Here is a 24,231-nt window from a genome sequence, read left to right on the forward strand (position 1 = left end):
TATTTATATTTAGTTACTTGATAACCATGATAATAATGCTTTTTGTCCCTTTATATATGATGTTGGAGTGAATTCTTCATTCGCTGAACGCTCAATGTCATCTCCTGACATATTGAATGTTATACCTCCAATAACGTATATTTTTCCATCTACTACGGAGGAGGACAAATGTTGTCTTTTGATAGTCATGGGTGTATCACTCGACCAAAAATTAGTTACTGTGTTGTATACACGATTTTCTGCGTCAGCATTTGACATCGAATTGGTAGTCGATCCTCCTATTAGATATATTTTATCACCTACAGCAGAAGTGGTCATACGCATTTTACCAGGCGATAAACTAACCTTAGTGCTCCATAAGTTCGTAATAGGATTGTATTGCTGATTAACTGAAGATGCCGTATTGCTCCCTGTGTATCCCCCCATGACATATATCATATCGTCAACTACAGATGAGGATAATTCAGATCTTTGAGTAGGCATGCTACTTCTGGTACTCCATGTATCTGTACTTGGGTCATACATGTCATTTCGATTAGAAAGGGAACCATTGTCTAACGTTCCCCCTATAACATATATCTTTCCGTCTACTACAGTGGATGTCAAACCATAAACATTGACAGGTAAGTTAGCCTTAAGAGTCCATGTATTCGTTTCTGGATTGTATTCTTGATTTCTGTTGTAGTCTTGTAAATTTGTGACGCCCCCCAATACATATACCTTTCCTCCAACAACTGAGGACGTTGTTAAATAGGTTGCATAAATCATGTCCGCCTTAGTAGACCAAGTATCTGTTATCGGATTATATTCATCATTTCTCCTATAATTTATGTTGTTATAACCACGTCTACCACCCAAAACATATATTTTTCCATTGATCGATGAAGATGTTAACTTGTGTCTTGCAAGTGGTAAGGGTTTCATATTACGCCATCCTCTATCCTTCAATTCAATACTATTAGCTAAAGCATAAGCAACAGAGTCCATTATGTCACCACCTTACTAACGCTAGATAGTTTACCATCAGTATAGGACAGTGTAGATGTTACCGTGCTCCCACCTGCAATTTCTTCAGTAGTTATCAAATCCCCATCAGTATCATAAGATAAATTAGTAGTCTTAACTACTGTAGCATCGTCTTTCTCTTCCACTTTGGTTAGATTTTCCCCATCATAGGTCAAAGTTATAGTACGAGTATCCGTTTTTAACACTAAAGCTTTCTCTTTCACAATATCCTTGTTTGATGTACCTATGGAAAGCTTTTCTATTGCCTCTTTCGTTGTCTTAGGCGTCATATAATTTGTATGATCCGTCCCTGCTTCTGCTTGTGCTTGTGTCGCCTTAAATCCCTCATGTACGACTCGTAAATCCCTATAAGTCAGTCCATTTGATACTGCACTATATACACCTGTTGGCTCTTCACTCTGCCAAGGAGCATTATCGTTATAGGTTACAAATACATCAGATGATAAAATTTTAGATACCTCATATACTGTACATTGCACATAAGTCTGATATTTCTTAACCCACAAGCTAACTGGCTTACCTGCACCGTCTGAAACAAGCTTAAATGAATCATCCCGTATCGATGTATTCCCATTTTGAGCAAGTGCTAATATTTGTACAGACATATCCATATTTGGCGATGTTGAACTCTGCCTAGCAGATATAGCAATTAAGCAATTGCCGATATTTGCTATAGTGTGCCCGCCAAAAGAAATAGATAATACTATACTTGCATCTCTATTTGAAGGCGGCGGGAATAAAATATCACCTATTTTTGCCCACGTGTTTGTCCCATTTTCAGTGCTGACACCACCCAACATGGTTTCCATGACTTTTCTACTGTGACTCTCTGTAAACTTATCCACTGCTTGCTTGGTTCGTTCTGGCGTCATATACTTATTCGCTGCCGCTCCTGCTTCAGCTTCCGTTTGTGTTGCAATACTAAAATTTTGTACATTTCCCAGTCCCACTTGAGAGTGCGTCACGGAGTGCGGATTATCGGTTCTATTCTCATGTTCATTTACTTTCTCCTGCGCACCTTCGGGTGTTTCTTTTTCATTAATCTCTTGTCCTATTTGATTCATGTCACTGGGTTGTATGACATCATTTAATTTCCAATCGGTCTTTGCCATTAGGCTCCCCCTTTCACTTCCATTGTTTGTATCATGAGATGATCTGTCGTTATTGGTATATTGACCTGATTTGTACTGATCACCTGGTCAGAGGAATCCTTCAACTCAATGAGCGTGATCAGTGATACCTCAGCAACAGGAACCATATAATTAAGAGTCATCACATTCTGATTCACCTTTTTCACTTGAAAATCGGAGATAACATACGTTCCATTGATGACTACTTTATCCACTTTGGTATCAATAAAATGAGCTACTTCTTTCAAAAAATTGGTTTCTATCACTTAACAACCACCTCCGTCCCCATCGAGATAAATGGCTTTTCTCCTACTTTCCATGATCCATCTAGCTTATAATTCCATGTAATGGCTTTTGTCGATAAGCTCTCGTTTACTACTACTCTGTCCTGAAGCGCTGTGTTCTGCTGATACGTTACATTGGCTGGCTTTATTCTTTCAATTGTATGATGGACTTCCTTAAACAAACTGGCATCATCGATCGCCGTAGTAATGGTCAGGATAAAATGTTGAGCATCTATTTCAGCGCGTGTTCTCCCTTGCCCTACTAAAAAATCTAGCTGCTGCTGTAAGTAGTTTAACGTAAAGGGAGGCTTCGTCTGATACCGATTCAGAATACGTAGCCTTCGAAAATCGATAGTTTCCTCTTGAGCATTGGCTTGGATCCCTAACAAACGCTCACGTCTGGTGATCGCTTGGGTATCAGAAGTAGAAACAAAGGCATTGTCAAATACTCTCTGCTTCGTTTTAGTAAGAGCCATTACCTCAGTATCTTCGGTGTTTGTCAGTTCAACAAAATCCAGAATATCTCGGTAGTACGATGGCAAATAATGAATCAGAATTTTCTCTTGCTTTTCTTGCTTCTGTGCTGATGGGTATAAATTACCTAAAAATCGCAGGATGTTATCCTGAGCCAGCTTATCTACTGGGTAAAAAGTAGATTGTGAATCATTGATTTGATAAACTGAAAAACCCATAAACCATGTCATTCAATCACCTCACTTTAAATGGGCTAAACTTCCTGCGATATGCCTCAATCAGATTAGCTTGAGCGATTTCAGATTCTACGCTACTTGGCTCCGCATTCCAAGGCTGGAAGGCTGCATACTCTCGACTGGGAGCCCCTAACTCACCAAAAAATATAGGCTTGTTCCATTTATCATAGAAGGCTTTGATCTCAGCAAAAATGTTTTGCCCTCGTGAATAGATGGTCGAAGCATCCAGATCCTCCATGAGCTGCGTAACGCTAGGAAGCGCTCTTTCTGTCAATTCAAAATAAGCTGATATGGATATAAAGTCTAAGTCAGATGAGCTAAACAAGGGGTTATTCATCTTCTGCTGATAGGCTTCTGTCGTACTTCCTGAACCCGTATCCCAAACGGCTGTAACCCACCAGTTTGTTCGGTATGTGACAAGTCCAGAATAGATTTTCTTGATCTCTCTAAATAAGCCGATCCACTCATCGGAATATGACTCGAGATGCACAAGATTAGAAGATGTATTTAGAGCATACACCTGCAATGGTTGAGCGATATCATGGACTATTTCCCGTAAAATGGATCTCCATGTGACAAAGAACAACTCTACATCCTTTGGTACAATTCCCGTTTCGCTCCCTTCTCCTCCACGCACAAGGGGATAAGGCTCTAGTATTGTTTTCAATCCTTCTTTGTGTAGCGCATGTATAATAGACATCGCTGTTGTTTTGGAATCCAGATTAAGGACCGGTTGGCTTATATCATAATCAGAAAAATCAATAATAACAGGCACGTTTAAGGCATTTAAGCCTAATTTCTTTGCATTTGATATGATCAATGGAATTTGATTTACTTTAGGCAGATACAAATTCCCTGCCTTCATAAGTTGCATATGTTTCTAACTCCTTTCTTACGTCTGAAGGGCTACAGTCCCCAGCTTTGGTATCTCTTCTGGAGTTAATAGAATATTTGTGGATGAACCATTCATAGTGGTCGTAGATACATCAATGACACCGGGAACACTTAAGATCGCAGCATCAATAAAAGCAATCCTGACCACAAGCTGTTCTTCATTTGCCCAGTTTTTTCGTAGTTGAAGTAAATAGGATTCGATCGCTTCCTCGATCAATGGTTGCACTTGGCTTAAAGTCGTATTTGATTCACAAATTATCGTTGTTTCCACATCCATTGTCACTCCACTAACTCCTGCAATAGTGACGGTGTGACCAATTGGAGCAATTCCTATTCCTTGTCCTTGTGCCTGTACTGGATCAATTAAGGTTTGCACTTCCTGCACCAAAACTGAAGAAGGCTCGTTCCAATCACTCGCAATAAGGGTACACTTAACAGTTCCTCCTCCATTCCAGGTTGGAAAAACCTTGCTTCCCCCCACACCCTCTATTCCATTTATTTTTTGTTTATAATCGGACACATTTCCTCCGAAGGCTGGCTCATTTACTGCCTCATAATATCGTTTCCTTAACATGTCATCTGTTTCTTCCTCTTCACCAGATACGAGAATGTCCGTTAATTCAGCACGAGCAAGCTCGGGGTGAAAACGAATGGGAAGCATCGTTCCAAATTGCTGATTTCCTACGGTTCCCGCTTGCTCGCATTCCATGATATAGACACCCGTAGCAAGGGCTTGAATGGCGACATAGGTCACTTGACCAATCGAAAAACGACTTCCTAGAGAGATTTCTACAGGATGGTTTGAACTGTTAAAAAACTCCCCTTTTCGCCTCGCTTTCGTCGCTGGCTTTCGATTCACTCCAAATTCGGCACATCTTCTTGTTAATTCTGTTCCAGAAGCTGTGTCTGCAAAGCTCAGATTATAATGAATATCTAATTCCATATACATTTGAGCTAATTCAGCTGCGGCTGGAGCTAACGCATTAAAAATTAAAGAGCCTTCCCGTTTATCTATGTGATTAGATACTCGATCTAGCATCCTTTTTAAAATCGTTTCATAGGTTTGATGTTCATACACTTTAACTCACCTCCTGTTCAATCGAAAAACGCCCTAACACAGAAACCACATCAAAAGTAAGTAGAATATGATCTCCACGTACTGTGACCTCTACATTCTCTACTCCTTCAATTCGGTCATCCTGATGTAATGCCTCTTCCAACATTCTGGACACTTCTGAACGCACAAGGAGAGGATTTTTACCGATTAAAGTGGTAAGCTCACAGCCATAGTCAGCTGAATAAATCAAATACTTGAACCGTTCTGTATTCAAGATAAAATGAACCGCCTGTTTTATGGCTTCGAGCTCATCGATCATGCCTGTAACTCTTTTTCTTTGAAAATCTATGTTCCATGTCTTGGAAGGCTGCGCCGTTTCTACAATTTCTGCATGTTTTAAATAACCGCTCTCTGGAATCATGAATCTACCACCCTATCTAAAAGCAAAAATTTTTGCCCCCCTTGCATACGAAGCAATAGTACTTTATCTCCGCTTTTTATCCCTTCGCGAAGAGTGTACTCTGTCCCGCCAATGTTTACTTTTACCTCTTTTGTCGCTTCTGTGAGGATTAAAAAATCCTCTGTGAGTGTGAAACGTTGATCCACGTTCACCTCAAGAGGATGGTTCTTAGTTATTGTTCCAAATAAAATTGCGACTGGATTTGATGCCTCAAGTGCATCCATCGCTGCTTGTTTAATCGCTTGTAGCATTAGATCACCTTCAATTCTAAACTCATTGTATGCTCCGCCCCATCAAAACGATGGCTACACTCATTGACCAAAAACGGCTGATTAATCCCATACTCCTCAATTACAATGGGGACATAGCACCCTGCACGAACACGAATATCTCCAATACAATCAAGCTTTAACGATTTTGATTCACGATTTTTAATGACCATTAATTGATCTAAAAGCTCCTTGATCTGTGCCATGTTCTTCTTTTCATCTACCGATTGATAGAGCTGTAGTAGCCCCCACTTTGCTATATTGGCACTGTCCTGAATCATATAGACTTCTCGCCTTCCAGTGTTCTTATTATCTCGGTATAGTTTAATTCGATTATACGTATCACTATCGATGGATTGTTGGGACGAAAAGTTATACATCAGACTGTGATCACCGATATAGAAATCCACGAGTAGATCCTCTACATTTCGTAGGCACAACTCTCCAAAATCATCATAAAAGACATAATTTCGATTGGTATTCCAAAGAGTATGGACAATCGCCTTGTCAATAATATCTAGCAGTTTTTGATTATCCTCTACCATTGAAGGAAGGCGATAGCCTGTTTCAGCAATATGACCTACTTGTAATTTAAAATCCTGAGCTATTCTACGAATGATATCCCCTACCGTCGCATGAGAAAAGACATAGGCGGCTGAAGATAATAAATATCTTACTTGATCGTAGCAAGTAATTTTGACATTTTCGTCCTTGCCACTGTCTATGGTAAATATATAGCCCAAAAACACGTTTCTCTCCTTATATCTCATTCGGACAACATCCCCTGTTCCATATTCCAGTTTTCCTCTCTGGAAAGGGGAGCCTTTAATTAAGGTGAATTCTAAGCTACCTGGACGACCTATTCTGCTTGTCTTCCAAGTGACACTCGTCACAATATCTGAAATATCCCACATGACCCCGTTTTTATTATCCAGAATAATTTCAAGCACTAGCTCCACCACCTGACGGAACCTTGAGAATTCTTCCAACTTTAAGACGTTTCACTTCTGCATCAGAGATCTGATTTAAGGTTTGAATGGACTTCCACTTAGCTCCATCCCCTAATGTTTTCTTAGCCACACTCCACAATGTGTCTCCAGCAACCAACGTATAGGTTTTTGGAGGCTGCTTATCATTAGGGCGAGTTGGTTTCTCTTTTTGTAGAATAGGAATACTCCCTTTTTGAGAAGGGAGAAGAGGTAGAAAACGCCTAGCTGAATAGAATACGTATTTTTTGAGTTTTAATGAATACTCAATATCTCCACCCCCGCCAGCCACTTCCTTCCATTGAAAGCTTTCTATACTAGCAGGTGTATTGATATCAAAGCTAGCTCCCGTAAAAACGAAACGAATGGGTCTTTTGCTTTCCATCCATTTTAATAGATACTCCACATAAAGCTTTGGTTTTAAGACAAGTTCAGTCGCTTCATACGGATACTCTTTCGCTGGAAATACTCCGCTGAACGAATACTCGGAGAGCTTGGGCTCTTTGATTACATTGATTTCACCCATTTTGGAAATTTCGTAGGTTTTTCCTTTCCCTCCATCACTCATCTCAATGGAGCCTGGGTTAATAGGAAGCTGAAAACCTTCTTCTTGATTGTTGAAGCTTAACCATATTCCGTACTCTGACATAATATTACTCCTCTCACTTGATCTCCTTTCTCTTTAAATATCATAGACTGCACGAGCAGAAGAAACGATCTGCGTTTCGAGCTTTTCTGTAATATTGGAAACAATGGTTTCAATATCGTATCCCTGATTGATATCACCAGTTTGAACACTGACTGTAGGAGTTAAACTAACAAAGTTTTGAACATTCTTGATCTCGGCAAGTTCACGCATCATTTTCAGATCTTCACTAGAAATATCTACACTATCCCTGATTTGACCAACTTCCCCTACTTTATTGATGGTATCTATGTTACCTAAGCCCTTCGTTTCAAGCCCTGTACCAAATCCACTCTCACGTCCAGTCCCTGTTCCTATAGGTGGAAGTTCCGGTTTAGAGAATCTAGCTTGTCTTTCAGCTGCTTTTTGAGCTGCATTTGCGTATACTTCCTCTTTCTTCGTCTGTAAATAACCCATTACATCTTTGGCAAATTCACCAACACTAAATTCTGGAACTAAATCAATTGATAATCCTGTTACTTTATTATAAAGTTCCACAACCTTATTAAAACCATCAATAAATTTATTAATTACGAAGTCAATGATTTTTCCAGTCTTCATTGCCCATATATATATCGGCATAAGTAGCACTTGTGCAAGTGAATAAAAAAAGGCTGGTAATGTACTAAAAAAGTTTAATATCCCATTCCAATTTTCATAGAAAGATGCTGCTACAGCATTGTTTCTTTGCCAGAGCCTAGCTAAAGCAACAATTAACCCTACTACTACAGCAATAATTAAAACTAGCGGATTGACACTTAAGATTGCATTGTATAAGCTTGCGCCATAGCTAATATATTTGTCTTCATAGCGAGTATACTGGTCAAAATAGTGGCTGATTGAGTAATTAAGAGATATGCCGTTAAGGCGCTACAATTCCCCAAATTACTGGCTCAATAATTGACCAGTAATTTGTAAAAAAATCAACCACCATCGAACTATATTCTAAGATAGACCCTAGCAGCTGAATGATTGTATCAAAGACTGTTAGAAATACCTCTTGAATGGTTGGCATATGCGCCTGTATGGTTTCAATAAATTCTAACATCACAGGAACAAGTCCATAGCCAATAACTTCTTTAAAGTTGTTCCATTCATTGGCTAACTGTAAAGCGACACCTTGAGGCGTCTGAGCCATATCCTGAGCCAAGCCTCCAAAGCTCTGACCCAACACATCTACTAATAAGGCTGCACGCTCTGCTTCCGATCCTGTTTTTAGAATCTCCATTTGCGCTTCATTAAATGAAACTCCAAGCTTAGAGATTTCTCCCACTTTGCCTCCCATGACTTCTCCTACAAGCTTCGAGGTTTTCATCATCTCCTCTTGCGACACTTCTACCCCATGCATAGCCACAGCAAGATCATACAGAGCGGGGGTTAAGGCTTGAATACTCTCTGCGCCTATATTAAAGCTTCCTAGCTCAGCCATCCCTGTCATCCCCACTTGATCAGCAATCGTGGTCCCTCCCTGCATTTCTGCAGCTAGAAGCTTCATCTGATCCACTTGCTCCTGTGTCGTTCCTCCCACTTTAGACATGATGGAATGAAGACGCTGTTCAGCTGCCACCTGCTGGTTGGCTAAATCTAGCGATTCAGACATAAAGCCTGTTACCAGTTTGTAGCCATCCTTTGCTAACCCTATAATTGCTTTTTTTAGACCAGAGGCTTGCTGCTCTCCTTGCTTTACCGCTTCATTAAATTCACTCTGTTTGCCCTCTGCTTTATCAATTTCTTTAGAAACAGTATTAACAACCTCTCCAGTGACTTCCATACTCTTTTTGGCTTTATCAAATATATGGACGTCAAAAGCATTTTTAAATTTTGGACTAAGATCTTCCAAGTGATGTGCGGTAACATTGGCATACTTATTTAAATCTTGTAAACTAGTCACCATTGGATTTTTCAATTGTAATGTATTTACGATCGTTGCCAATGAATCACCTACTTTCTTTTCATTCGATCCGCTTCTTTTTTCTCGGCAGCAATGCGCTCATTAATACACGCAATTACAAACGCCTTTTCTTCTCTCGGCAAATGGCAGAATTGAGAAGGAAGCAGCTTTAGTTTATGGAGGGCATAGTAGCATAGTTCGCCTCACTATCGCCCCCCTTAATTAGTTTTTTGCCTCTTCTACTAAATCGTCCATATCTCGATCAAAACCGGATAGCTGTTGAATCCTTCTAGATAATTCGGCAATTTCACCAGGCAATAATACTTTAGAAAGGTATTCATCTGGTGTAACACAACCTAGTTTCTGAATACTTTCAGCATCTTTAAAGCTGGGCTCTAATGTATTTTGAATGATAATATCATTATTCATTTTTTGGACGTCTACTTCTACCTGCCGCTTCCCTTTGGTATGAACAATGGTAGATTTTTTACGAATCTGCTCAAAGTCTTCATTGGACATCGCTTTGATCTTAAATTTGAACAGTTCTCCGTTGTTCCCCTTGAATCTATCTGAAATAACCACTTCTTCTGTAATATTATCTACTGGATTTGCATTAAGAAATTCTTGTAAAGTATTCATAGCTATCTCCTCCTTATACGCCTGTTGGTTTCTTAAAGCTATCTGATAAAGCGACATCACTAAATGTGAATGGCATTTCTTCTTCTAAGGCATCATCACTTGTGCTATCGAATTTGAACCAGGCAACACTGTCTAGATTACAGTTTTTTGCAACCACTGTTTGTTTTCCTACACTGGAAATAGGATCTTCATTAGATACTTGCAGATCGAAATAAAAATCCTTTCCTGTTTTAATATAATCGAACATTAGCTTTCTGAATAAGCTAGTCATATAATAGATCGTTAAGGTTCCCGTCCCCTTCCAACCTGTCGATTTTTGACCTACATTCGTCTTCCCTAAAATGGGACATCGGTCTTATTTTTGGTGATCGTTGCTTCTCCTGTTTTAGCATAGAATAATTCTTCTACCTTCCCATCGATCGTAATTAAAGCTTTTGCATATTTCCCACTTAGAGCATCTTGTTCATTCATAAAAGCCATATTACTTCACCATCACTTTCACATAAATTTTTTCAATCGCATCCACTGGGTTGACATAGGTTTCAATAAAGACCGCATCTACTTGTCCCTCTACAGGTGAAACCTGAATATCTGTTTGAGAGTCGAATTGCTGAATTGCTCCCATGGCTTGTAGTTTCTCCAAAAGATTAATACACTCATTCTTAAGCAGGTTACGTCCATCTTCATGATTATCTACTTTGCCAATATAGAAGCTGCTAAAAATATGAACAAAATCGTTATTAATTGAATCTAAGACTCGAACCACACGGTTTTTAGAGAAATGCTTTCCTTTGGTTGGAGTGAATAGCGTTAAGGTATTAATATCCTGCTCCACAACCGCTCTTCCATTATTCTGCGTGAAGAGAAACTCTCCATTTTGTAAAGCTGCAATAATTTGAGAATTAGAGAAACGAGGTGAAACATCAACGGCACCATCATATACTTGGTATGTTAAAGATTCGTTGACCTGTGCACCTGCTGTAGCTCCAGCGACCCATGCTGTTGCTTGTGCGGCAGTTAGGCTAGTTCCATCGGCGAGAATCACACCATTTTTCACGCTAATGATTCCTTCATAATTCGCTGTAGGATAATTTTCTAAGGCAATTTGAATTTTCTTCCCTTCATCCTCTCTTAATCGCTCACAAAAAGAGGTATACAGGGATTTTAGTGTGTTGTCTGTTGAGATCAGAGCCATGGTATCAAAATCATGTACTTCCGCCTCTGTTAAATAGTCTAAATGATCGGCATTCGTTACCGTTCCATTGGCTCCACCCGTTAAAGGAGTTCCCGCTGTTGTAACCAAAGCGCCTGTACCTGTAAACACGACCCAATCATTGTTTTTAAGAGAAGCACTATCGGCAACAGTCTGCACCTCTACTTCTTGCCCACCGACAAATGTCAGAACATCAAATTTAGTGTTATCGTCTAAATTTGTCCGAATGGTTACTGTAATATCATTTCCTCTAGTTCCTCCATGTTTGGCTGTCATGGTCAATTCCCCTACAGTGGCTGTAGCCTTTACCCCTGCATTCAAACGATACAATAAGAGGGTTTTCGCTCTCTTTAAGGCTTCTCGAATGAGCAGCATTTGAACATCTGTCATTGCATAGCCAAGCTTGGAGAACGTATTTTCTCCAGCTTCTACAACTTGGATTTTCTTCGCTTCCCCCCAGTTCAGAGCAAGTGCCATCGTGACAATCCCTCGCTCCCCTACACTTCCTAAAGGTTTGGGTTCACTATTTGAATTAACATATACTCCTGGTCTTACCTTGTTTTGCGTTGTCCATGTACCTCTAGCCATCTATTTGGCCTCCTTTTTCAGAAAATCATCTATTTTTTTTTGAACCTGTTCTACCGTGTATGTTTTTTCATCTTCAAGCAATGCCCGCAGCAGATCACTTTGATGTTCATACTTTTTTGAAGTTAAATATTGTTTTTTGGTATACCTTGCTTTATCTTTACTCACGTACATATCCCCCTTGCTCTAATTTCCTCATGGGTGTATTTGTCGTTCCTTCCTTGTGTATCAGAACGTGGTAATCAACATAGAAATGGAGAACCTGTTCCACAATTTCATGTCGCATTCCCATTCCACGATAACCCTTTTCCTGGATCTGTAGCACGTCCATGATGGAATAAAGCTGTTCAGCCTGATCATGTAATTCACTGTTTTTAGGCTCTACGGCGTAGAAACAAATTTCGAAGCTATGCTTACGCCTATACCTTGTATTCATATCATGGGTTTGGCTTGTTTCTACTAGCTTCACTTCAAGACAAGGAGGAACTACCTCCTCTGCTATTCCTTCACTTAACACATCAATCTCTGGAAAATGTGCTGTTAGAGTCTCAACCACTCTATTAAGTACATGATTCACTGTGATTACTCCCATTTGGTCATCTCCTAGTCCTTATCTTCCAGCTTTTTTGCTTCTTGCGACTCAAATGCTGCCTTATTACGTTTGCTCCCCCTTCATTTAGTTCCATTTTTTCTATCTCTTATCTGTTAACCTTTTTCCTGGTTACATCTAATCACCCCCTTTCTCTTGAATGTGTAAACACCTTGTAGCTCGACCGAATCTACTAACTATAAAATTCCTCTTGGTAATGACTGTACGTTGGAGGAACCTTTATTCTCCCCTCCATAACCGCTTCAATTACTTTTAACCTTATTTCTTGCTCCAGATCATCTCTTTCATTTTTATCTGTGTTCAGTAACGATTTTTTAATTTTGGGATCCATCATAAGCAATGCTTTCGTGAGTATCCCTTTCTTGTCGATGTCCTTCTCCATTCCTTTTCACTCTCTTCCTTTCTCCAACTCATTTTTTATCTTTACTAGTGCTCTTTTCTTGGTTTTGCCTATGTTTTGTGGAGTATCTTTAAACCATTTAGCTACTTCCGTCTGTGTCCATTGATCAATATAAATCAGTTGAAGTATCGTTCTTTCTTTTTCTGTTAATTGGAGTAAGCTATTGTAAAGAACTTCATCTTCTGCAATATCGAGCAGAGTGAACTCAGTATTCATCCTGCTAGATTCTCCATTTTCCCGATCCATGGATAAAGAACTGATCAAAGCCTGGACTCCTTCCCTCTTACAAGTTGATCTAGGAATAGAAGATAGTGTTTCTTTTGTTTTCTACGCTCCCTGTCATAATGATTAGAAAAATAATGAGAAAGGATGGAAATATACTTCATTAAACGATAAAGATAATAATGTTCAACAAAACGCAGATCTAATTGTTCTTTAGCTGCTTTTTTCCCTTCAACAACAACCTCTTTAAGTAAGATCCGATGGGATTCATCTTCTAAAAAGCTTTTTACAATAGGTTGTGCTAAAAAATCCGCATGTTCACTCTCATATTCATGTAAATTCTTGTATCTTTTCATATCCACCCAAGCCTCCATACACAGCCAAAAATTTTCTAGATTCCGCCATTACTTTTTTCATTTCAATTCCCTCCTAATGTGCTAGCTATTATTTTTTTAAGCATAAAAAAAGGACACAGATTGACAACAACTTCTGTCAATCTGCGTCCTGCGGATTTCGCTCAGACATTTGAATCTATTTATTTTAGTTACCACTCTTGATGCATCTCGTTAATAGAACTAGTGATATAGCTAGTATACCTTCAAAAAACATTTCATGCATATCTGGGGACACGTAGGACATATCAGACATTTTTGACATATGAGTGGTCCGTTTCTGGCACTATGTCCAAGTCTTAAAAGACTTGTGTAAATGGCACGAACCATAGGAGGCTAAGCGTTATTTTTACCTTTCTGTTCAAAGCACAAACGTCTCCCATACTCATTGTTCTCATGGGTCAGAGCATACGTCCATTTGAATGAATCATCAAAAAGATAAAGATCTTCCGTATATTTTACAGGTTCCTTCAAGACCTCTTCCATCGGTATCAGTAAGACCTGTTCAATATGAAAGTGGAGAAAAGGCGTGTAGGATGTCTTATCCCATAAGACATAGACAGCTTTCTTTAGAAAGGGCGATTGAAGAATTTCGCTGAGTTCTATCGTATTAGCGGAAATAAAACAATCCCATAAAAATCCATCTTCTTTTTCAAGAATGTAGTTTTTATAATACAAACCTTCTGTATCTATAAAGCTAGCTATGTATTTCTCTCTCAACTTTTTAGATTCTTCTAAGGGTAAAAATACTTCTTTTGAGTTATTCACCTTAGCCCCCTTGGTTTCATTCAATTCATTGAGTTTTATTGTTCATCCCTTGTATCTAGTTCTATTTTTTTCGGCGTGACCATTCCACGTACAAGTTCTTCCTCTACTTGAATAAGGACTTTATCTCCTACTTTAAATCCATTTTGTTCACTATTCTTTTCTTCAAATAAAACGTATACTAAATTACCATGATTAAATTCAGTTAACTCTATTGCTGATTTTGTTTTCAAATCCTGTTCTGAAATATCCCACATGATTTGATAAGCTTGAAAATCCTCTCTATCAACAACACCAATGATATACCCTTTATAATCCCACTTTGTTTCAATTGCTGAGCATCCGGTAATTACTAGGATTAGTAAAACAAAAAATAGCATTCTTCTCACTATTTTACCTCCAGTGTTATTTATAAATTTATTAACTAATAGTTATCTACGAGTTTATTGCTCATCACTTGTATCTAGTTCTATTTTCTTTGCCTTAGCCACATGGTTTTCATCCATTTTTTCTTCTGTCCAGACAAAGACTTTATCACCAATATTATATTTGCTCTCACCTTCATAAAGAAGCACAAGTATATTATCTTTTACTTCAGCATATATGAATTCAGGGTGTTTTGTTAAAACGTCTTCTTTTGTAGTTCCCCAAACGATAACGTATACTTGATCTGTTTCGTTTTCGTTTTGATCTACAATGTATCCATTATAGTCTGGTTCTTTATTATTAGGCGAACATCCAGAAATGGATAAAACTATAACTATGATAAGGAATAGCCATACTCTTTTCATACTTCCCTCCAAATTTAATTGTAGCTATTATTGGCACTACAGCTAATTATCTATAAAAATATCAAGAAACTCTCCCAATTACATTAATTCCATTAATTTTGTTATTTTCGTCTAAATTAAAGATCAATATATAATAAGTCAATTTTTTTGATTCATCTTGATAGGCTTTGTTAATGCTACTTTCATGTTTAGCGAACTCCGATTTCACTAACTTTTCGTTCTCTATAATATATAACAGATGATATGCTTCTAAACCATTATCCCAAGTCGGTCTGTGTCCATATGCTTCTTCAACTTCATCTAAGGTACTTCCCACTCCAATGCCTTTCATCTTGTATCTTGCTCCGTCAAACCAAAATTGAAGCAAAAATCCCTCTTTAAATTGCAATTTTAAATGATCGTATTCATATTCATTATTATTTGCTGAATAGGGTTTCCCTAATTTCTGAATAACTTTCTTTTCTGTATCCCTAAAATCTAGAATAAGTTCTTTTCCTGTTTCTGTATCTTCAAGAGATATCAACTCCGTACCAGGAGTGTTTTCAACAACAGTGCACCCTACTAACAATAAGACTAGTAACAAGCAAAATAATAACCTCATTTTAAAAACTCCTAATTTTTCTTATTTTAACTATTTCATGAACAGCACAGTATATTATACTTAGTATTGTTCATTTAGTTTCTATAAAGGAGTTTTAAAAGGTAGAGCAATAGACAACAATGACTGATAGAATAATATGGGGATGGTCTCTCATCCCCATATTATATTTAATAAAAGGTGTTCGTCATGCAACCTTTTACAAAAATTACCTTAAGTGTAGACATACAATATAAAGATCGAGTGCGTCAATTACTAGAAGAGCAGTTTTTTGCTACTAGTATTCCAATGTCACCAATAAAGATAGATACTTCAAAACTAGGAAAAGATTAATGGTTAATGTTGACGATTATTTTTGGCTAATATCAGAAAGAATGGCTTCCATGTTAGAAGACTGGAAACTATTCCCGTCGAAGGGGACTCTATTGCATTTAAACCTTTGGTATTTTGAACCCATTGTTTGTGTAAATTAAGATAAATGGATGTACACTATTACCTTTGAGGAGATTTAAAAATGGAAGAACTACTAATAAAAGAAGGAAGCTCAGTCGGTTTAATTCATCTTGGGATGGCTAAAGAAGAAGTTGAGCCCATCGTCACATTATACTGTGATAAGTATTGTAACTTACACGACAGCTCGTTTATGCTGGCTTACGACAATGCAGGAAGAATTACTCATATTCAGTTAGTCATAGAGGATTTACGAGAGCATTTTAATTGTACATTAAGAGGAATCGATCTTTTCAACACAAAAGCTGATCAACTTGTAGAGATGCTCGATAAAATCTCTCCCTACATCAGAAATGAAGATGCAGAAATCGGGTATACATACAAGTTTCCAGAGCTAGGAATGGAACTCTGGCGTGGGCGGATATGTACAGAAGAAGACCTTAAAGCGGATTGGTTTAAAGAAATGTCACTCGATAACCAAGAGGACGAAAAAAGATTTCTTTATTTTGAAACTGTGTCTTTTTCAAATAAGCATAGTTTTGTCATTGATCAATAGAAGTACCAGCCACCACAGCTCTGTTAATTATGAGCTGTGGTAAGCCGATTTACCATACACCCCCTCCAAAATGGTGGAAACGTTTTTGTGAAAGGCACATTCGATTCCACGACTTAAGACATCAACTGCTACATTACTTATTGAGGATGGCGCTGAAATGAAGGACATTCAAAAACGGCTTAGACATTCTAGGCATCAAACTACAGCGGATATTTATGGGCACGTCACAAAAAAGAGAAGCCGCCATACTGCAGAACGGTTTGATAAGTTTAATCCAAAAAGAAAAAATGGATAATAAGTTTCGTCCCCAATTTGTCCCCAAACTCATTTTTAGTCCCCAATAACTATTCCAGTAAAAAACAAAAAACACCTCACAAAGTGAGATGTATCAAGGTTATTATGTATGGTGCGGTCGGGGGGATTTGAACCCCCACACCCGTTGGGCACTACCCCCTCAAGATAGCGTGTCTGCCGTTCCACCACGACCGCATAAATAAACAATATATCGGTAATAATTAAAGAAATGGCTGGGCTATTTGGATTCGAACCAAAGAATGACGGAGTCAAAGTCCGTTGCCTTACCGCTTGGCTATAGCCCAACAAGGATTAAAAAAAGCTTCTATGGAAGCCTAAATTCATTTACTTTAGATTAAATGATGGCGGAGCTGACGGGATTCGAACCCGCGGTCTCCTGCGTGACAGGCAGGCATGTTAGGCCTCTACACCACAGCTCCATATTCATTTGAACATCATAAGATGGTGGAGGATGACGGGATCGAACCGCCGACCCCCTGCTTGTAAGGCAGGTGCTCTCCCAGCTGAGCTAATCCTCCATATTGTTAAATACTTGTTTCATTGAAATTGGTGACCCGTAGGGGATTCGAACCCCTGTTACCGCCGTGAAAGGGCGGTGTCTTAACCGCTTGACCAACGGGCCATGATGTAAAGTTTTTCTTTTGAAAATACAAATGGCGGAGAAAGAGGGATTCGAACCCTCGCGCGCCTTACGACGCCTACTCCCTTAGCAGGGGAGCCCCTTCGGCCAACTTGGGTATTTCTCCATATATGGCTCCACAGGTAGGACTCGAACCTACGACCGATCGGTTAACAGCCGATTGCTCTACCGACTGAGCTACTGTGGAATAAGTGGAACAGTTGTTATGATACAATGTCTTGTCCCAAAAATCAAGCCCTTATCCAAAAACTTTTTTTGGAAATTTTCTAGGACCTTCTTTTATGGCGACGGCTTTTACAATATATCATTTTAAATTAAATAAGTCAAGCCTTTATCTCTTATTTACGTTTTGGTCTTGTCATTGCTACCTCATTTCGATACACTTTAACCAAAGAACCCATAGAAAGCGAGTGTATGAAGTGAACTATTGTCTGATTCAGGAAGATAAAAAACTGCGTCTAATTAGTATTGTACCCACACATATGTATCAATTTACAGCCCTTATTTTCCGCTTGCATAAGGAAGTGAATAAGTTAACGGTAGACAAGCTTCCTCTGATTCCAGAAGTCTTATTAGAATGTAATGAGGTTGAAGTAGCGGCTGATTCCATTCAAGTTCAGGATGGTTTAGAGTATATAAATGAGTTAGAAGCTCGTTTTGCAGCATTAAAAGAAGAAAACTATCCATTAATTTCATTGCTAACAGAAATCCGCGCCTTTCAAGCTCAACTTGAGTATTTATTAGAAGAACAAGACTAAGAACCCATTCATATACTGTAGATACCTAAGTATGAAAAACTTCTATTCGAAGCCCTTTCGAAGATGTCGTCTAGTCCTTTTTTTAGAAAAAGCTTCGAAGATTAAGGATCTGAATGGAGGGGGTATCATGCCCGATTGGCTTACACGCCAGTTGCGTCGAGCTTTCCGTAAAAAAGATCGGCGTCAGATATGTATCCTCAATGATTGCTGGTATCTATACCAAAAAACGTATCAGTCTGAACACAGTAAAAAAAATGAACCCATCGAAAACTAAATGGAAAACCCCCAATGTATTGAGTTCCCTCTTCATCCAGACGATAGTCAATAACGTCATTTCCTATTGTGGATGTTGGAGCTACAATCTATTGGGGGTTTATTTTATTCTTCATCCGATCATTGAGTAGCGGTGGTAGGATCAAGCATCGTTAACCCTACTCTCCCTCTTTGGAGATCGATTTGACTAACCCAAACAGTGACAATATCCCCTACAGCTACTATATCAAGAGGATGCGAAACAAAACGGTTTGATAATTGAGAAATATGGACTAAGCCATCATTTTTCAGACCAATATCCACAAATGCACCAAAATCGACAACATTCCTTACTGTTCCTTCCAGCTTCATCCCTACTTGAAGATCTTCTATATGTAAGACATCGGTTAAGAGAAGTGGCTTAGTTAACTGGTCCCTAGGATCTCTTCTTGGCTTCTGAAGGGCTTCAATGATATCCGTTAGAGTGGGGACACCCATCTCTAATTTAGTAGCCCATTCTTCAATGTTCACTTGATTGAGCGCATCGACCAGCTCCTGACTGCCAATGTGTTCCTTCGTAAAGCCCAGTTCCTGAATAAAGCGAACCGCTTCAGGATAAGACTCTGGATGAATAGGAGTTTGGTCAAATGGATCTTCTCCGTCAAAGATTCTCAGGAAGCCTATCGCTTGTTCATATGTTTTTGCTCCCAGCCTCGGAACCTTCATCAGATCCTTTCGCTTCTTATAGACTCCTATTTCCTCTCTATATTTCACAACCTGATTAGCTACCGTCTTATTTAAGCCAGATACATATTGTAACAAAGATGATGAAGCGGTATTAACGTCCACTCCCACTTGGTTTACAGCACTCTCAACAACGAAGGTAAGGCTATCTCCTAACTCATTCTGCGCAACATCATGCTGGTATTGCCCCACTCCAATTGACTTAGGATCAATCTTCACCAATTCAGCTAACGGGTCCTGCAAACGTCTAGCAATGGAAATCGCACTTCTTTCTGCTACATCTAGCTTAGGAAACTCCTCCTTAGCTAGAGGAGAAGCAGAATAGACACTGGCTCCCGCTTCATTAATAATAATATAGGCTAGGTTTTCCTCTCTCTCCTTAATCAGAGAAGCAATAAATTGCTCGGTTTCTCGCGAGGCGGTCCCATTTCCTATCGCAATCACATCAATCTTAAAATCGCTAATATATTGATGTACCCTCGCTTTAGCTTCAGCCACCTTGTTCAGTGGTGGTGTAGGGTAGACCACATCAATCGCTAAGACTTTTCCAGTGGGATCCACTACCGCTAATTTACAGCCTGTTCGATAAGCAGGGTCCACCCCTAAGACAAACTTTCCGCGCACAGGCGCTTGCAGCAAGAGCGATTTTAAATTTTTGGAGAAAACCTCAATAGCTTGTACCTCTGCCTTCTCCGTTAACTCTCTACGAACTTCTCGTTCGATTGATGGAGCAATTAAGCGTTTATAGCCATCCAACACAGCCTGTTCTACATAAAGAGTCGCTGGAGAAGAGGCTTTTTTGATCCATTTTCGTTTCAAGCGAGTTTCAAGTTCCTCTACGGGAGCTAGGATCTGCACCTTAAGAATCTCTTCTTTCTCTCCACGATTAATCGCTAAGACACGATGAGGCACGATTTTGGCGACCGCTTCGCTGTATTCATAGTACATCTCAAATACATTTTTGCCATCCTCTTCATCTTTCTTTTTAGCCGTGATAAGCTGTCCTTTTCGAAAGGTCAGATCTCGAATCCATTTTCTTGAATCTGGATCATCTGAAACCAATTCCGCAATAATGTCCATGGCTCCCTGTAAGGCATCTTCTTCTGTATGTACCTCTTTTTCCTGCGAAATGTATTTAGCTGCTTCTTGCACTGGATCTGTCGTTTGAAACAAGAGCAGCCATTCACTAAACGGTTCGAGTCCTTTTTCCTTCGCAATGGTGGCTCGAGTTCGTCTTTTTTGTTTATAGGGACGATAATAATCCTCTACCTCTTGGAGCTTTTTCGCCTCCAAAATCTGATTCTGTAGCTCCTCCGTTAGCTTCCCTTGCTCATCGATTAGACGAATCACTTCTTCTTTTCGTTGATACAGCCCCCGAAGATATTTCACTCGTTCTTCTATGGAACGAATTTGCTCTTCATCTAAGCCACCTGTCATTTCTTTACGATATCTAGCGATAAAAGGAACGGTATTTCCTTCATCCAATAATTGAACGGTCGTTTTCAATTGTTTAATAGATAAGTGCAATTCCTCCTGCACCTGTTGCAGAATCCGGCTCTGAACCTCTTCTATTTCCATCACTTGAGTCATGTTCTTATTCCTCCTACCTAACTGCCTAAGCCTAAGCCTAAGCCTAAATCCATCTCAGTATACCATACTATATCAATATAGGATTCCCTGTTTCCCTCCTAAAAAAGCCTATAAAACCTCTCCAAGCAATACGGTTAGATCGTCCGTTGCTTCTGCTCCTATTTGTCTTAACACTTCTTGATTGACGGTGCTGTTTGGCATACTTTGGATAAAATGAAGAGTGGAAGGAGCTACTTGAAAGCCATCCGAATACATGATAAATCTGAAAGGACCTTTAACTTGAACCTCTTCCTCTCTAACATGGATTGGCTTACCTGAAAGATAACCAGGTCTAGGTATGCCCCTGATTCCTTCATTCGGGGAGGGAAACAAAACAAGCTGAATATTACCGATAGAAGCATATCGAACCACTTCTTCTTGATAAAAAAATTTCATGATTCCGAGCACCGCCCCCCGTGAATGGTGAAGTCGATGATTACAAAGCAAAAAAATCTCTTTTAGAGAAAGATGGTGGGATTGCTCCAAACACTGTAACACCTGGGAAGCGGCTTGAAATGCTTCCTCACCACTGCCTAAACCATCTGCAATCCCGACGATGATGTACTGCTCTGTGTCATAGGTAAAATAGATATCTCCACACATTCTTTCCCCTTTTTTAGGTTGTTGATATATCGAAAGAATCGCTCGAGAATAGATCACCTGTTTAATCACTTCATCAACTCCGACGTTCCGGCTTTTAATGTTTCCTTTAATTTATTTAGGGCCCTTCTTTGTAATCGAGAAACATGCATTTGTGAAATATGTAATACCTCCCCTGCTTCTTTCTGACTTAACCCTTGAAAAAAGGTGAGATGAATCACTTCCTTTTCTCGATCCGTTAAAACATGAAAAACCTTTTCAATCGTTAACCGCTGATTAACACGATCATAGCCTTCCTCTTGTTCACCGACTAAATCTAATAAGGTAATAGAACTACCTTCTTGTTCAGAATCTATGGTACTATCCACTGAAAGTGCCTGATAACTTCGGCTCATCTCCATTGTTTCCAGCACTTCCTCTTCAGAAACCCCTAGATATTCTGCTATTTCATGAACATGAGGAGAGCGTTGATATTCTGTTGTTAATTCTTCTAATGCTTTTTTTATTTTGGGACCTAATTCTTTAATCCTGCGAGGAACATGAACACTCCACGTTTTATCCCGAATATATCGTTTCATTTCGCCCACAATCGTTGGGACAGCAAAGCTTTCGAAGCTTCTACCATAGGAACAATCAAATCTTGTCAGAGCACCCAATAGTCCTATCATTCCTACTTGGATCAAATCTTCATACAGCTCCTGTCCCCTGGAAAATCGCCGGGCAATGGATTGGATTAAGGATTCATAATGCAATACAAGTTTTGTTTGGACTTCTTCATTTTTTTCGAGTTGATATTCTTTGATCAACTGGTATACCTCATCCTGTTCAAGAGGTTGTTGTGTATGAATAGTCATTCCTCTCCACCTCGTCCCTCCGCTTGTATTTCGTCATGATAATGACAATACCAGAGTCGTTGCATATCTCAACTTTATCCATTAAAGTATCAATTAAAAATAAACCTAATCCTCCCTCAGTTAAGTCCTCAATCGGGGCATGGTGATCAATCGGACGTTTCTTCCCTTCGATTTGTTCGAGATTAAAGCTCTCCCCATGATCAACGACCATAATTTCGATACGATCAGAGTAGACGGTACAGCCCACAATAATTTGCCCTTCATGCCCTTTATATGCATGAGTAATCGCATTTGTACATGCCTCAGCTACGGCAATTTTCATATCTTCTATATCATCATAGGAGAATCCTTGGCGATTCGCCACACCTGAGATTAAAAGCCGAACTACTCCAACATACTCTGCTCTTGCTGGGATTTTCAATTCTACAAAATCATTTATTTTCATCTACTTTTCCCCCCTCGACTGATAGCAACAACTTCGGCAAAACCAGTGATGGAAAAGAGTCGGTCTAAACGTGGAGTTACATTACGCAAGGTGAGATGACTCTGATGCTGTTTTGATGCTTTTAACCCTCCGATGAATACCCCCAGCCCCGTACTATCCATATACTCAACCTCTGACAGATCGATAATGACTTTGTGATTAGAAATCCTTAAAAGAGAGTAAAGCTCCTCCTTAAGCTTAGGAGCTGTATAGACATCCACCTCACCTTTGAGCGTAAGCACTGTTGAGTGTTTCTCCACCGTTTTTGAGATTTCTAAATTCATCCTGATCCCCCGAATCTATTTACTCTCCATTCATTACCCGAAACCTCACCCTTCTAAACCCTTCTTCGAATCACAATCAAGGTCTGATCATCCACCAATTCAAAATTAGACCAGCTGACAAGCTCCTGATGAACAGCTTCAACCATTTCTTGAGCGGGTAGTTGTCTGAATTTTTGAATCAGATCACATAAATCCTTTCGTTCAATAAACTTTCCTTCCTTCTTCGTTTCCGTCACTCCATCTGAAAGAAGAATCACCAAGTCATCCGGCTCTATTTTTTTCTCAAAAAGCTGATAAGTAGTTTCTGCCGATAAACCCAACACAAGCCCTTTATGACAAAGGTCCTCAAACCGATCCTCCCTAGAAGAATAGTAGATACCCGGTTCGTGTCCAGCTGTCGCATAGCTAAAAGAGTGTTTCTTGAGATTATAGGAGCCGTAAATCATGGTGATAAACATACTTGGATCAATATTATTTTCTACGACACGGTTGATACTCCCTAATAAAGCATGCGGCTCCAGCCTTTGTTCAGGCATGCTTTCTATGGCATATTTGATCATCGACATACATAGGGCTGCTGGAACGCCCTTCCCAATAATATCGGCGACAGCTACTCCTAAATACCCATTCACATCTTGAAAAAAATGATAGAAATCACCGCTCATCTGATTCGCCGCCACACTAAGTACACCGATCTCAAGTTCAGCGATATGTCGAGGCACTTCTGGAAGAAGAGCTTGTTGCATCTGGGCAGCTACTTCCAGCTCTGAGAAGAGTTGGATCTGCTTTTCTCTTAAGCTCTGATGCTCCCTATACTGTAAGCCATAGCCAATCATCACCTCTAGTAAAAAATGAAAAGAGTTCAACATATCCGGTTGGAGATCTGGGATAAACCCTTTGACTGAATCAATATGAAAGCTGACAATTTCTTCTGGAGAAACTCCTATTTCAATTAATGATTTGCTAAGCTGTTGCCCCTCATACAGATACCCTTCTTCGTTGGTCCGAAGATAATCATACAAAATTCTCTTATATGATTCTCTTATCTTGTTCTTCAA

At 39.3% G+C, this 24,231-nt stretch carries 35 protein-coding genes and 7 tRNA genes; 4 read left to right on the plus strand and 38 right to left on the minus strand.

Features of this window, described 5'->3' with window-relative positions:
• Window positions 1-9 precede the first annotated feature (9 nt).
• The 25 genes from JCM10596_RS05915 to JCM10596_RS06035 form a co-directional block, all read right to left on the minus strand.
• Window positions 10-987 carry a Kelch repeat-containing protein gene (locus JCM10596_RS05915; RefSeq protein WP_025026326.1) on the minus strand — a complete coding sequence of 326 codons (978 nt, stop codon included), beginning with the start codon at window positions 985-987 and terminating at the stop codon, window positions 10-12.
• The gene (locus JCM10596_RS05920) at window positions 987-2,138 is read right to left on the minus strand and encodes a hypothetical protein (protein ID WP_025026327.1); all 1,152 of its coding nucleotides are present in this window, start codon (window positions 2,136-2,138) and stop codon (window positions 987-989) included. Before JCM10596_RS05920 ends, JCM10596_RS05915 begins: the two co-directional genes overlap by 1 nt.
• Complete coding sequence (locus JCM10596_RS05925) at window positions 2,138-2,422, minus strand: hypothetical protein (protein ID WP_025026328.1); 285 nt, start codon at window positions 2,420-2,422, stop codon at window positions 2,138-2,140. The genes JCM10596_RS05920 and JCM10596_RS05925 overlap by 1 nt, the downstream gene beginning before the upstream one ends.
• Window positions 2,419-3,144 (minus strand): putative phage tail protein, encoded by a 726-nt coding sequence (locus tag JCM10596_RS24155; protein ID WP_234410420.1) that lies wholly within the window; start codon window positions 3,142-3,144, stop codon window positions 2,419-2,421. The genes JCM10596_RS05925 and JCM10596_RS24155 overlap by 4 nt, the downstream gene beginning before the upstream one ends.
• A 4-nt stretch (window positions 3,145-3,148) precedes the next feature.
• Window positions 3,149-4,024 carry a glycoside hydrolase family 113 gene (locus JCM10596_RS24160; RefSeq protein ID WP_051541194.1) on the minus strand — a complete coding sequence of 292 codons (876 nt, stop codon included), beginning with the start codon at window positions 4,022-4,024 and terminating at the stop codon, window positions 3,149-3,151.
• An 18-nt stretch (window positions 4,025-4,042) separates the two neighbouring features.
• Entirely contained in the window at window positions 4,043-5,122 is a 1,080-nt protein-coding gene (locus JCM10596_RS05940) for a baseplate J/gp47 family protein (RefSeq protein WP_025026329.1), read from the minus strand.
• 1 nt (window position 5,123) lies between these two features.
• Window positions 5,124-5,522 carry a DUF2634 domain-containing protein gene (locus JCM10596_RS05945; RefSeq protein WP_025026330.1) on the minus strand — a complete coding sequence of 133 codons (399 nt, stop codon included), beginning with the start codon at window positions 5,520-5,522 and terminating at the stop codon, window positions 5,124-5,126.
• Window positions 5,519-5,812, minus strand: coding sequence for a DUF2577 domain-containing protein (locus tag JCM10596_RS05950; protein WP_025026331.1), 294 nt, complete (start codon window positions 5,810-5,812; stop codon window positions 5,519-5,521). Before JCM10596_RS05950 ends, JCM10596_RS05945 begins: the two co-directional genes overlap by 4 nt.
• Window positions 5,812-6,780 (minus strand): XkdQ/YqbQ family protein, encoded by a 969-nt coding sequence (locus tag JCM10596_RS05955; RefSeq protein WP_025026332.1) that lies wholly within the window; start codon window positions 6,778-6,780, stop codon window positions 5,812-5,814. The genes JCM10596_RS05950 and JCM10596_RS05955 overlap by 1 nt, the downstream gene beginning before the upstream one ends.
• Window positions 6,773-7,465, minus strand: a complete 693-nt coding sequence (locus JCM10596_RS05960) for a LysM peptidoglycan-binding domain-containing protein (RefSeq protein WP_025026333.1) — start codon at window positions 7,463-7,465, stop codon at window positions 6,773-6,775. The genes JCM10596_RS05955 and JCM10596_RS05960 overlap by 8 nt, the downstream gene beginning before the upstream one ends.
• A 33-nt stretch (window positions 7,466-7,498) precedes the next feature.
• On the minus strand, window positions 7,499-8,083 hold the full coding sequence (locus JCM10596_RS05965; protein ID WP_025026334.1) for a hypothetical protein: 585 nt from the start codon (window positions 8,081-8,083) through the stop codon (window positions 7,499-7,501).
• Between the two features lie 280 nt (window positions 8,084-8,363).
• Entirely contained in the window at window positions 8,364-9,434 is a 1,071-nt protein-coding gene (locus JCM10596_RS05970) for a tape measure protein (RefSeq protein ID WP_025026335.1), read from the minus strand.
• A 180-nt stretch (window positions 9,435-9,614) separates the two neighbouring features.
• Entirely contained in the window at window positions 9,615-10,031 is a 417-nt protein-coding gene (locus JCM10596_RS05975; RefSeq protein ID WP_025026336.1) for a phage tail assembly chaperone, read from the minus strand.
• A 13-nt stretch (window positions 10,032-10,044) separates the two neighbouring features.
• Window positions 10,045-10,374 carry a phage tail tube protein gene (locus tag JCM10596_RS24165; RefSeq protein ID WP_369345609.1) on the minus strand — a complete coding sequence of 110 codons (330 nt, stop codon included), beginning with the start codon at window positions 10,372-10,374 and terminating at the stop codon, window positions 10,045-10,047.
• The gene (locus JCM10596_RS31240) at window positions 10,368-10,511 is read right to left on the minus strand and encodes a hypothetical protein (protein ID WP_369345606.1); all 144 of its coding nucleotides are present in this window, start codon (window positions 10,509-10,511) and stop codon (window positions 10,368-10,370) included. Before JCM10596_RS31240 ends, JCM10596_RS24165 begins: the two co-directional genes overlap by 7 nt.
• Window position 10,512: 1 nt before the next feature.
• Window positions 10,513-11,832, minus strand: a complete 1,320-nt coding sequence (locus JCM10596_RS05985; protein ID WP_025026337.1) for a phage tail sheath family protein — start codon at window positions 11,830-11,832, stop codon at window positions 10,513-10,515.
• On the minus strand, window positions 11,833-11,997 hold the full coding sequence (locus JCM10596_RS29710; RefSeq protein WP_199900115.1) for a hypothetical protein: 165 nt from the start codon (window positions 11,995-11,997) through the stop codon (window positions 11,833-11,835). It abuts the gene before it with no gap.
• Window positions 11,990-12,421, minus strand: a complete 432-nt coding sequence (locus tag JCM10596_RS05995) for a phage tail terminator family protein (RefSeq protein ID WP_025026338.1) — start codon at window positions 12,419-12,421, stop codon at window positions 11,990-11,992. The genes JCM10596_RS29710 and JCM10596_RS05995 overlap by 8 nt, the downstream gene beginning before the upstream one ends.
• A gap of 190 nt (window positions 12,422-12,611) precedes the next feature.
• A complete protein-coding gene (locus JCM10596_RS06000) occupies window positions 12,612-12,821 on the minus strand; it encodes a hypothetical protein (protein ID WP_025026339.1) in 210 nt (69 codons plus the stop codon).
• Between the two features lie 6 nt (window positions 12,822-12,827).
• Window positions 12,828-13,103, minus strand: coding sequence for a sigma factor-like helix-turn-helix DNA-binding protein (locus tag JCM10596_RS24170; RefSeq protein ID WP_025026340.1), 276 nt, complete (start codon window positions 13,101-13,103; stop codon window positions 12,828-12,830).
• A complete protein-coding gene (locus tag JCM10596_RS06010) occupies window positions 13,100-13,417 on the minus strand; it encodes a hypothetical protein (RefSeq protein ID WP_025026341.1) in 318 nt (105 codons plus the stop codon). The genes JCM10596_RS24170 and JCM10596_RS06010 overlap by 4 nt, the downstream gene beginning before the upstream one ends.
• A 372-nt stretch (window positions 13,418-13,789) precedes the next feature.
• Window positions 13,790-14,221: a DUF4275 family protein gene (locus tag JCM10596_RS06020; protein WP_025026342.1), complete on the minus strand. Its 432-nt coding sequence runs from the start codon at window positions 14,219-14,221 to the stop codon at window positions 13,790-13,792.
• 35 nt (window positions 14,222-14,256) lie between these two features.
• Window positions 14,257-14,607, minus strand: a complete 351-nt coding sequence (locus JCM10596_RS06025) for a hypothetical protein (RefSeq protein WP_025026343.1) — start codon at window positions 14,605-14,607, stop codon at window positions 14,257-14,259.
• 54 nt (window positions 14,608-14,661) lie between these two features.
• Entirely contained in the window at window positions 14,662-15,009 is a 348-nt protein-coding gene (locus JCM10596_RS06030; RefSeq protein ID WP_025026344.1) for a DUF3221 domain-containing protein, read from the minus strand.
• A gap of 61 nt (window positions 15,010-15,070) precedes the next feature.
• A complete protein-coding gene (locus JCM10596_RS06035; protein ID WP_025026345.1) occupies window positions 15,071-15,610 on the minus strand; it encodes a hypothetical protein in 540 nt (179 codons plus the stop codon).
• A 186-nt stretch (window positions 15,611-15,796) separates the two neighbouring features.
• Here JCM10596_RS06035 and JCM10596_RS29470 point away from each other — a divergent pair, with 186 nt between their 5' ends.
• Together JCM10596_RS29470 and JCM10596_RS06050 are read left to right on the plus strand one after the other, a co-directional pair.
• Entirely contained in the window at window positions 15,797-15,940 is a 144-nt protein-coding gene (locus JCM10596_RS29470) for a hypothetical protein (RefSeq protein ID WP_159102325.1), read from the plus strand.
• A gap of 181 nt (window positions 15,941-16,121) precedes the next feature.
• A complete protein-coding gene (locus JCM10596_RS06050; protein WP_025026346.1) occupies window positions 16,122-16,613 on the plus strand; it encodes a hypothetical protein in 492 nt (163 codons plus the stop codon).
• Window positions 16,614-17,017: 404 nt separating this feature from the next.
• Here the strand turns inward: JCM10596_RS06050 and JCM10596_RS06055 are convergent.
• The 7 genes from JCM10596_RS06055 to JCM10596_RS06085 form a co-directional block, all read right to left on the minus strand.
• Window positions 17,018-17,102, minus strand: a tRNA-Leu gene (locus JCM10596_RS06055).
• A gap of 35 nt (window positions 17,103-17,137) precedes the next feature.
• Window positions 17,138-17,212, minus strand: a tRNA-Gln gene (locus tag JCM10596_RS06060).
• A 58-nt stretch (window positions 17,213-17,270) separates the two neighbouring features.
• Window positions 17,271-17,347 (minus strand) — tRNA-Asp (locus tag JCM10596_RS06065).
• A gap of 23 nt (window positions 17,348-17,370) precedes the next feature.
• Window positions 17,371-17,446: transfer RNA gene (locus JCM10596_RS06070), tRNA-Val, on the minus strand.
• A gap of 29 nt (window positions 17,447-17,475) precedes the next feature.
• Window positions 17,476-17,550 (minus strand) — tRNA-Glu (locus tag JCM10596_RS06075).
• Between the two features lie 32 nt (window positions 17,551-17,582).
• Window positions 17,583-17,674: transfer RNA gene (locus tag JCM10596_RS06080), tRNA-Ser, on the minus strand.
• 5 nt (window positions 17,675-17,679) lie between these two features.
• Window positions 17,680-17,755 (minus strand) — tRNA-Asn (locus tag JCM10596_RS06085).
• Between the two features lie 232 nt (window positions 17,756-17,987).
• On the opposite strand from JCM10596_RS06085, the gene JCM10596_RS06090 reads away from it, so the two are divergent.
• Together JCM10596_RS06090 and cmpA are read left to right on the plus strand one after the other, a co-directional pair.
• Complete coding sequence (locus JCM10596_RS06090; protein WP_025026347.1) at window positions 17,988-18,326, plus strand: hypothetical protein; 339 nt, start codon at window positions 17,988-17,990, stop codon at window positions 18,324-18,326.
• Window positions 18,327-18,453: 127 nt separating this feature from the next.
• Window positions 18,454-18,600 carry a cortex morphogenetic protein CmpA gene (gene cmpA / locus JCM10596_RS29105; RefSeq protein ID WP_148302520.1) on the plus strand — a complete coding sequence of 49 codons (147 nt, stop codon included), beginning with the start codon at window positions 18,454-18,456 and terminating at the stop codon, window positions 18,598-18,600.
• Between the two features lie 119 nt (window positions 18,601-18,719).
• Here the strand turns inward: cmpA and JCM10596_RS06100 are convergent, their stop codons facing one another.
• The 6 genes from JCM10596_RS06100 to JCM10596_RS06125 all read right to left on the minus strand — a co-directional run bounded on the left by JCM10596_RS06100 (window position 18,720) and on the right by JCM10596_RS06125 (window position 24,231).
• Entirely contained in the window at window positions 18,720-20,912 is a 2,193-nt protein-coding gene (locus JCM10596_RS06100) for a Tex family protein (protein ID WP_439644804.1), read from the minus strand.
• Window positions 20,913-21,020: 108 nt separating this feature from the next.
• Window positions 21,021-21,623 carry a SpoIIE family protein phosphatase gene (locus tag JCM10596_RS06105; protein ID WP_025026349.1) on the minus strand — a complete coding sequence of 201 codons (603 nt, stop codon included), beginning with the start codon at window positions 21,621-21,623 and terminating at the stop codon, window positions 21,021-21,023.
• On the minus strand, window positions 21,620-22,405 hold the full coding sequence (sigB, locus tag JCM10596_RS06110; protein ID WP_025026350.1) for an RNA polymerase sigma factor SigB: 786 nt from the start codon (window positions 22,403-22,405) through the stop codon (window positions 21,620-21,622). The genes JCM10596_RS06105 and sigB overlap by 4 nt, the downstream gene beginning before the upstream one ends.
• Complete coding sequence (gene rsbW, locus JCM10596_RS06115) at window positions 22,377-22,850, minus strand: anti-sigma B factor RsbW (protein ID WP_025026351.1); 474 nt, start codon at window positions 22,848-22,850, stop codon at window positions 22,377-22,379. The genes sigB and rsbW overlap by 29 nt, the downstream gene beginning before the upstream one ends.
• On the minus strand, window positions 22,847-23,173 hold the full coding sequence (locus tag JCM10596_RS06120) for an STAS domain-containing protein (protein WP_025026352.1): 327 nt from the start codon (window positions 23,171-23,173) through the stop codon (window positions 22,847-22,849). The genes rsbW and JCM10596_RS06120 overlap by 4 nt, the downstream gene beginning before the upstream one ends.
• Window positions 23,174-23,226: 53 nt before the next feature.
• The gene (locus JCM10596_RS06125; RefSeq protein WP_025026353.1) at window positions 23,227-24,231 is read right to left on the minus strand and encodes a PP2C family protein-serine/threonine phosphatase; all 1,005 of its coding nucleotides are present in this window, start codon (window positions 24,229-24,231) and stop codon (window positions 23,227-23,229) included.

The sequence above is a fragment of the Caldalkalibacillus mannanilyticus JCM 10596 genome, from assembly GCF_000615945.1.
Taxonomy (GTDB): Bacteria; Bacillota; Bacilli; order Caldalkalibacillales; family JCM-10596; genus Bacillus_AT; species Bacillus_AT mannanilyticus.

Bases quoted from the DNA above. Each gene is read 5' to 3' on its own strand.
- JCM10596_RS31240 (WP_369345606.1), bottom strand. From the start codon at position 10,511: ATGGCTTTTATGAATGAACAAGATGCTCTAAGTGGGAAATATGCAAAA.
- JCM10596_RS06050 (WP_025026346.1), top strand. From the start codon at position 16,122: ATGGAAGAACTACTAATAAAAGAAGGAAGCTCAGTCGGTTTAATTCAT.
- JCM10596_RS05950 (WP_025026331.1), bottom strand. From the start codon at position 5,812: ATGCTACAAGCGATTAAACAAGCAGCGATGGATGCACTTGAGGCATCA.
- JCM10596_RS24160 (WP_051541194.1), bottom strand. From the start codon at position 4,024: ATGCAACTTATGAAGGCAGGGAATTTGTATCTGCCTAAAGTAAATCAA.
- JCM10596_RS05965 (WP_025026334.1), bottom strand. From the start codon at position 8,083: ATGCCGATATATATATGGGCAATGAAGACTGGAAAAATCATTGACTTC.
- JCM10596_RS05975 (WP_025026336.1), bottom strand. From the start codon at position 10,031: ATGAATACTTTACAAGAATTTCTTAATGCAAATCCAGTAGATAATATT.
- JCM10596_RS06010 (WP_025026341.1), bottom strand. From the start codon at position 13,417: ATGAAAAGATACAAGAATTTACATGAATATGAGAGTGAACATGCGGAT.
- JCM10596_RS06030 (WP_025026344.1), bottom strand. From the start codon at position 15,009: ATGAAAAGAGTATGGCTATTCCTTATCATAGTTATAGTTTTATCCATT.
- JCM10596_RS05995 (WP_025026338.1), bottom strand. From the start codon at position 12,421: ATGGGAGTAATCACAGTGAATCATGTACTTAATAGAGTGGTTGAGACT.
- JCM10596_RS05960 (WP_025026333.1), bottom strand. From the start codon at position 7,465: ATGTCAGAGTACGGAATATGGTTAAGCTTCAACAATCAAGAAGAAGGT.
- JCM10596_RS06000 (WP_025026339.1), bottom strand. From the start codon at position 12,821: ATGGAGAAGGACATCGACAAGAAAGGGATACTCACGAAAGCATTGCTT.
- JCM10596_RS05920 (WP_025026327.1), bottom strand. From the start codon at position 2,138: ATGGCAAAGACCGATTGGAAATTAAATGATGTCATACAACCCAGTGAC.
- JCM10596_RS05945 (WP_025026330.1), bottom strand. From the start codon at position 5,522: ATGATTCCAGAGAGCGGTTATTTAAAACATGCAGAAATTGTAGAAACG.
- rsbW (WP_025026351.1), bottom strand. From the start codon at position 22,850: ATGAAAATAAATGATTTTGTAGAATTGAAAATCCCAGCAAGAGCAGAG.
- sigB (WP_025026350.1), bottom strand. From the start codon at position 22,405: ATGACTATTCATACACAACAACCTCTTGAACAGGATGAGGTATACCAG.
- JCM10596_RS05915 (WP_025026326.1), bottom strand. From the start codon at position 987: ATGGACTCTGTTGCTTATGCTTTAGCTAATAGTATTGAATTGAAGGAT.
- JCM10596_RS05985 (WP_025026337.1), bottom strand. From the start codon at position 11,832: ATGGCTAGAGGTACATGGACAACGCAAAACAAGGTAAGACCAGGAGTA.
- cmpA (WP_148302520.1), top strand. From the start codon at position 18,454: ATGCCCGATTGGCTTACACGCCAGTTGCGTCGAGCTTTCCGTAAAAAA.
- JCM10596_RS06100 (WP_439644804.1), bottom strand. From the start codon at position 20,912: ATGACTCAAGTGATGGAAATAGAAGAGGTTCAGAGCCGGATTCTGCAA.
- JCM10596_RS29470 (WP_159102325.1), top strand. From the start codon at position 15,797: ATGCAACCTTTTACAAAAATTACCTTAAGTGTAGACATACAATATAAA.
- JCM10596_RS06035 (WP_025026345.1), bottom strand. From the start codon at position 15,610: ATGAGGTTATTATTTTGCTTGTTACTAGTCTTATTGTTAGTAGGGTGC.
- JCM10596_RS06120 (WP_025026352.1), bottom strand. From the start codon at position 23,173: ATGAATTTAGAAATCTCAAAAACGGTGGAGAAACACTCAACAGTGCTT.
- JCM10596_RS24155 (WP_234410420.1), bottom strand. From the start codon at position 3,144: ATGACATGGTTTATGGGTTTTTCAGTTTATCAAATCAATGATTCACAA.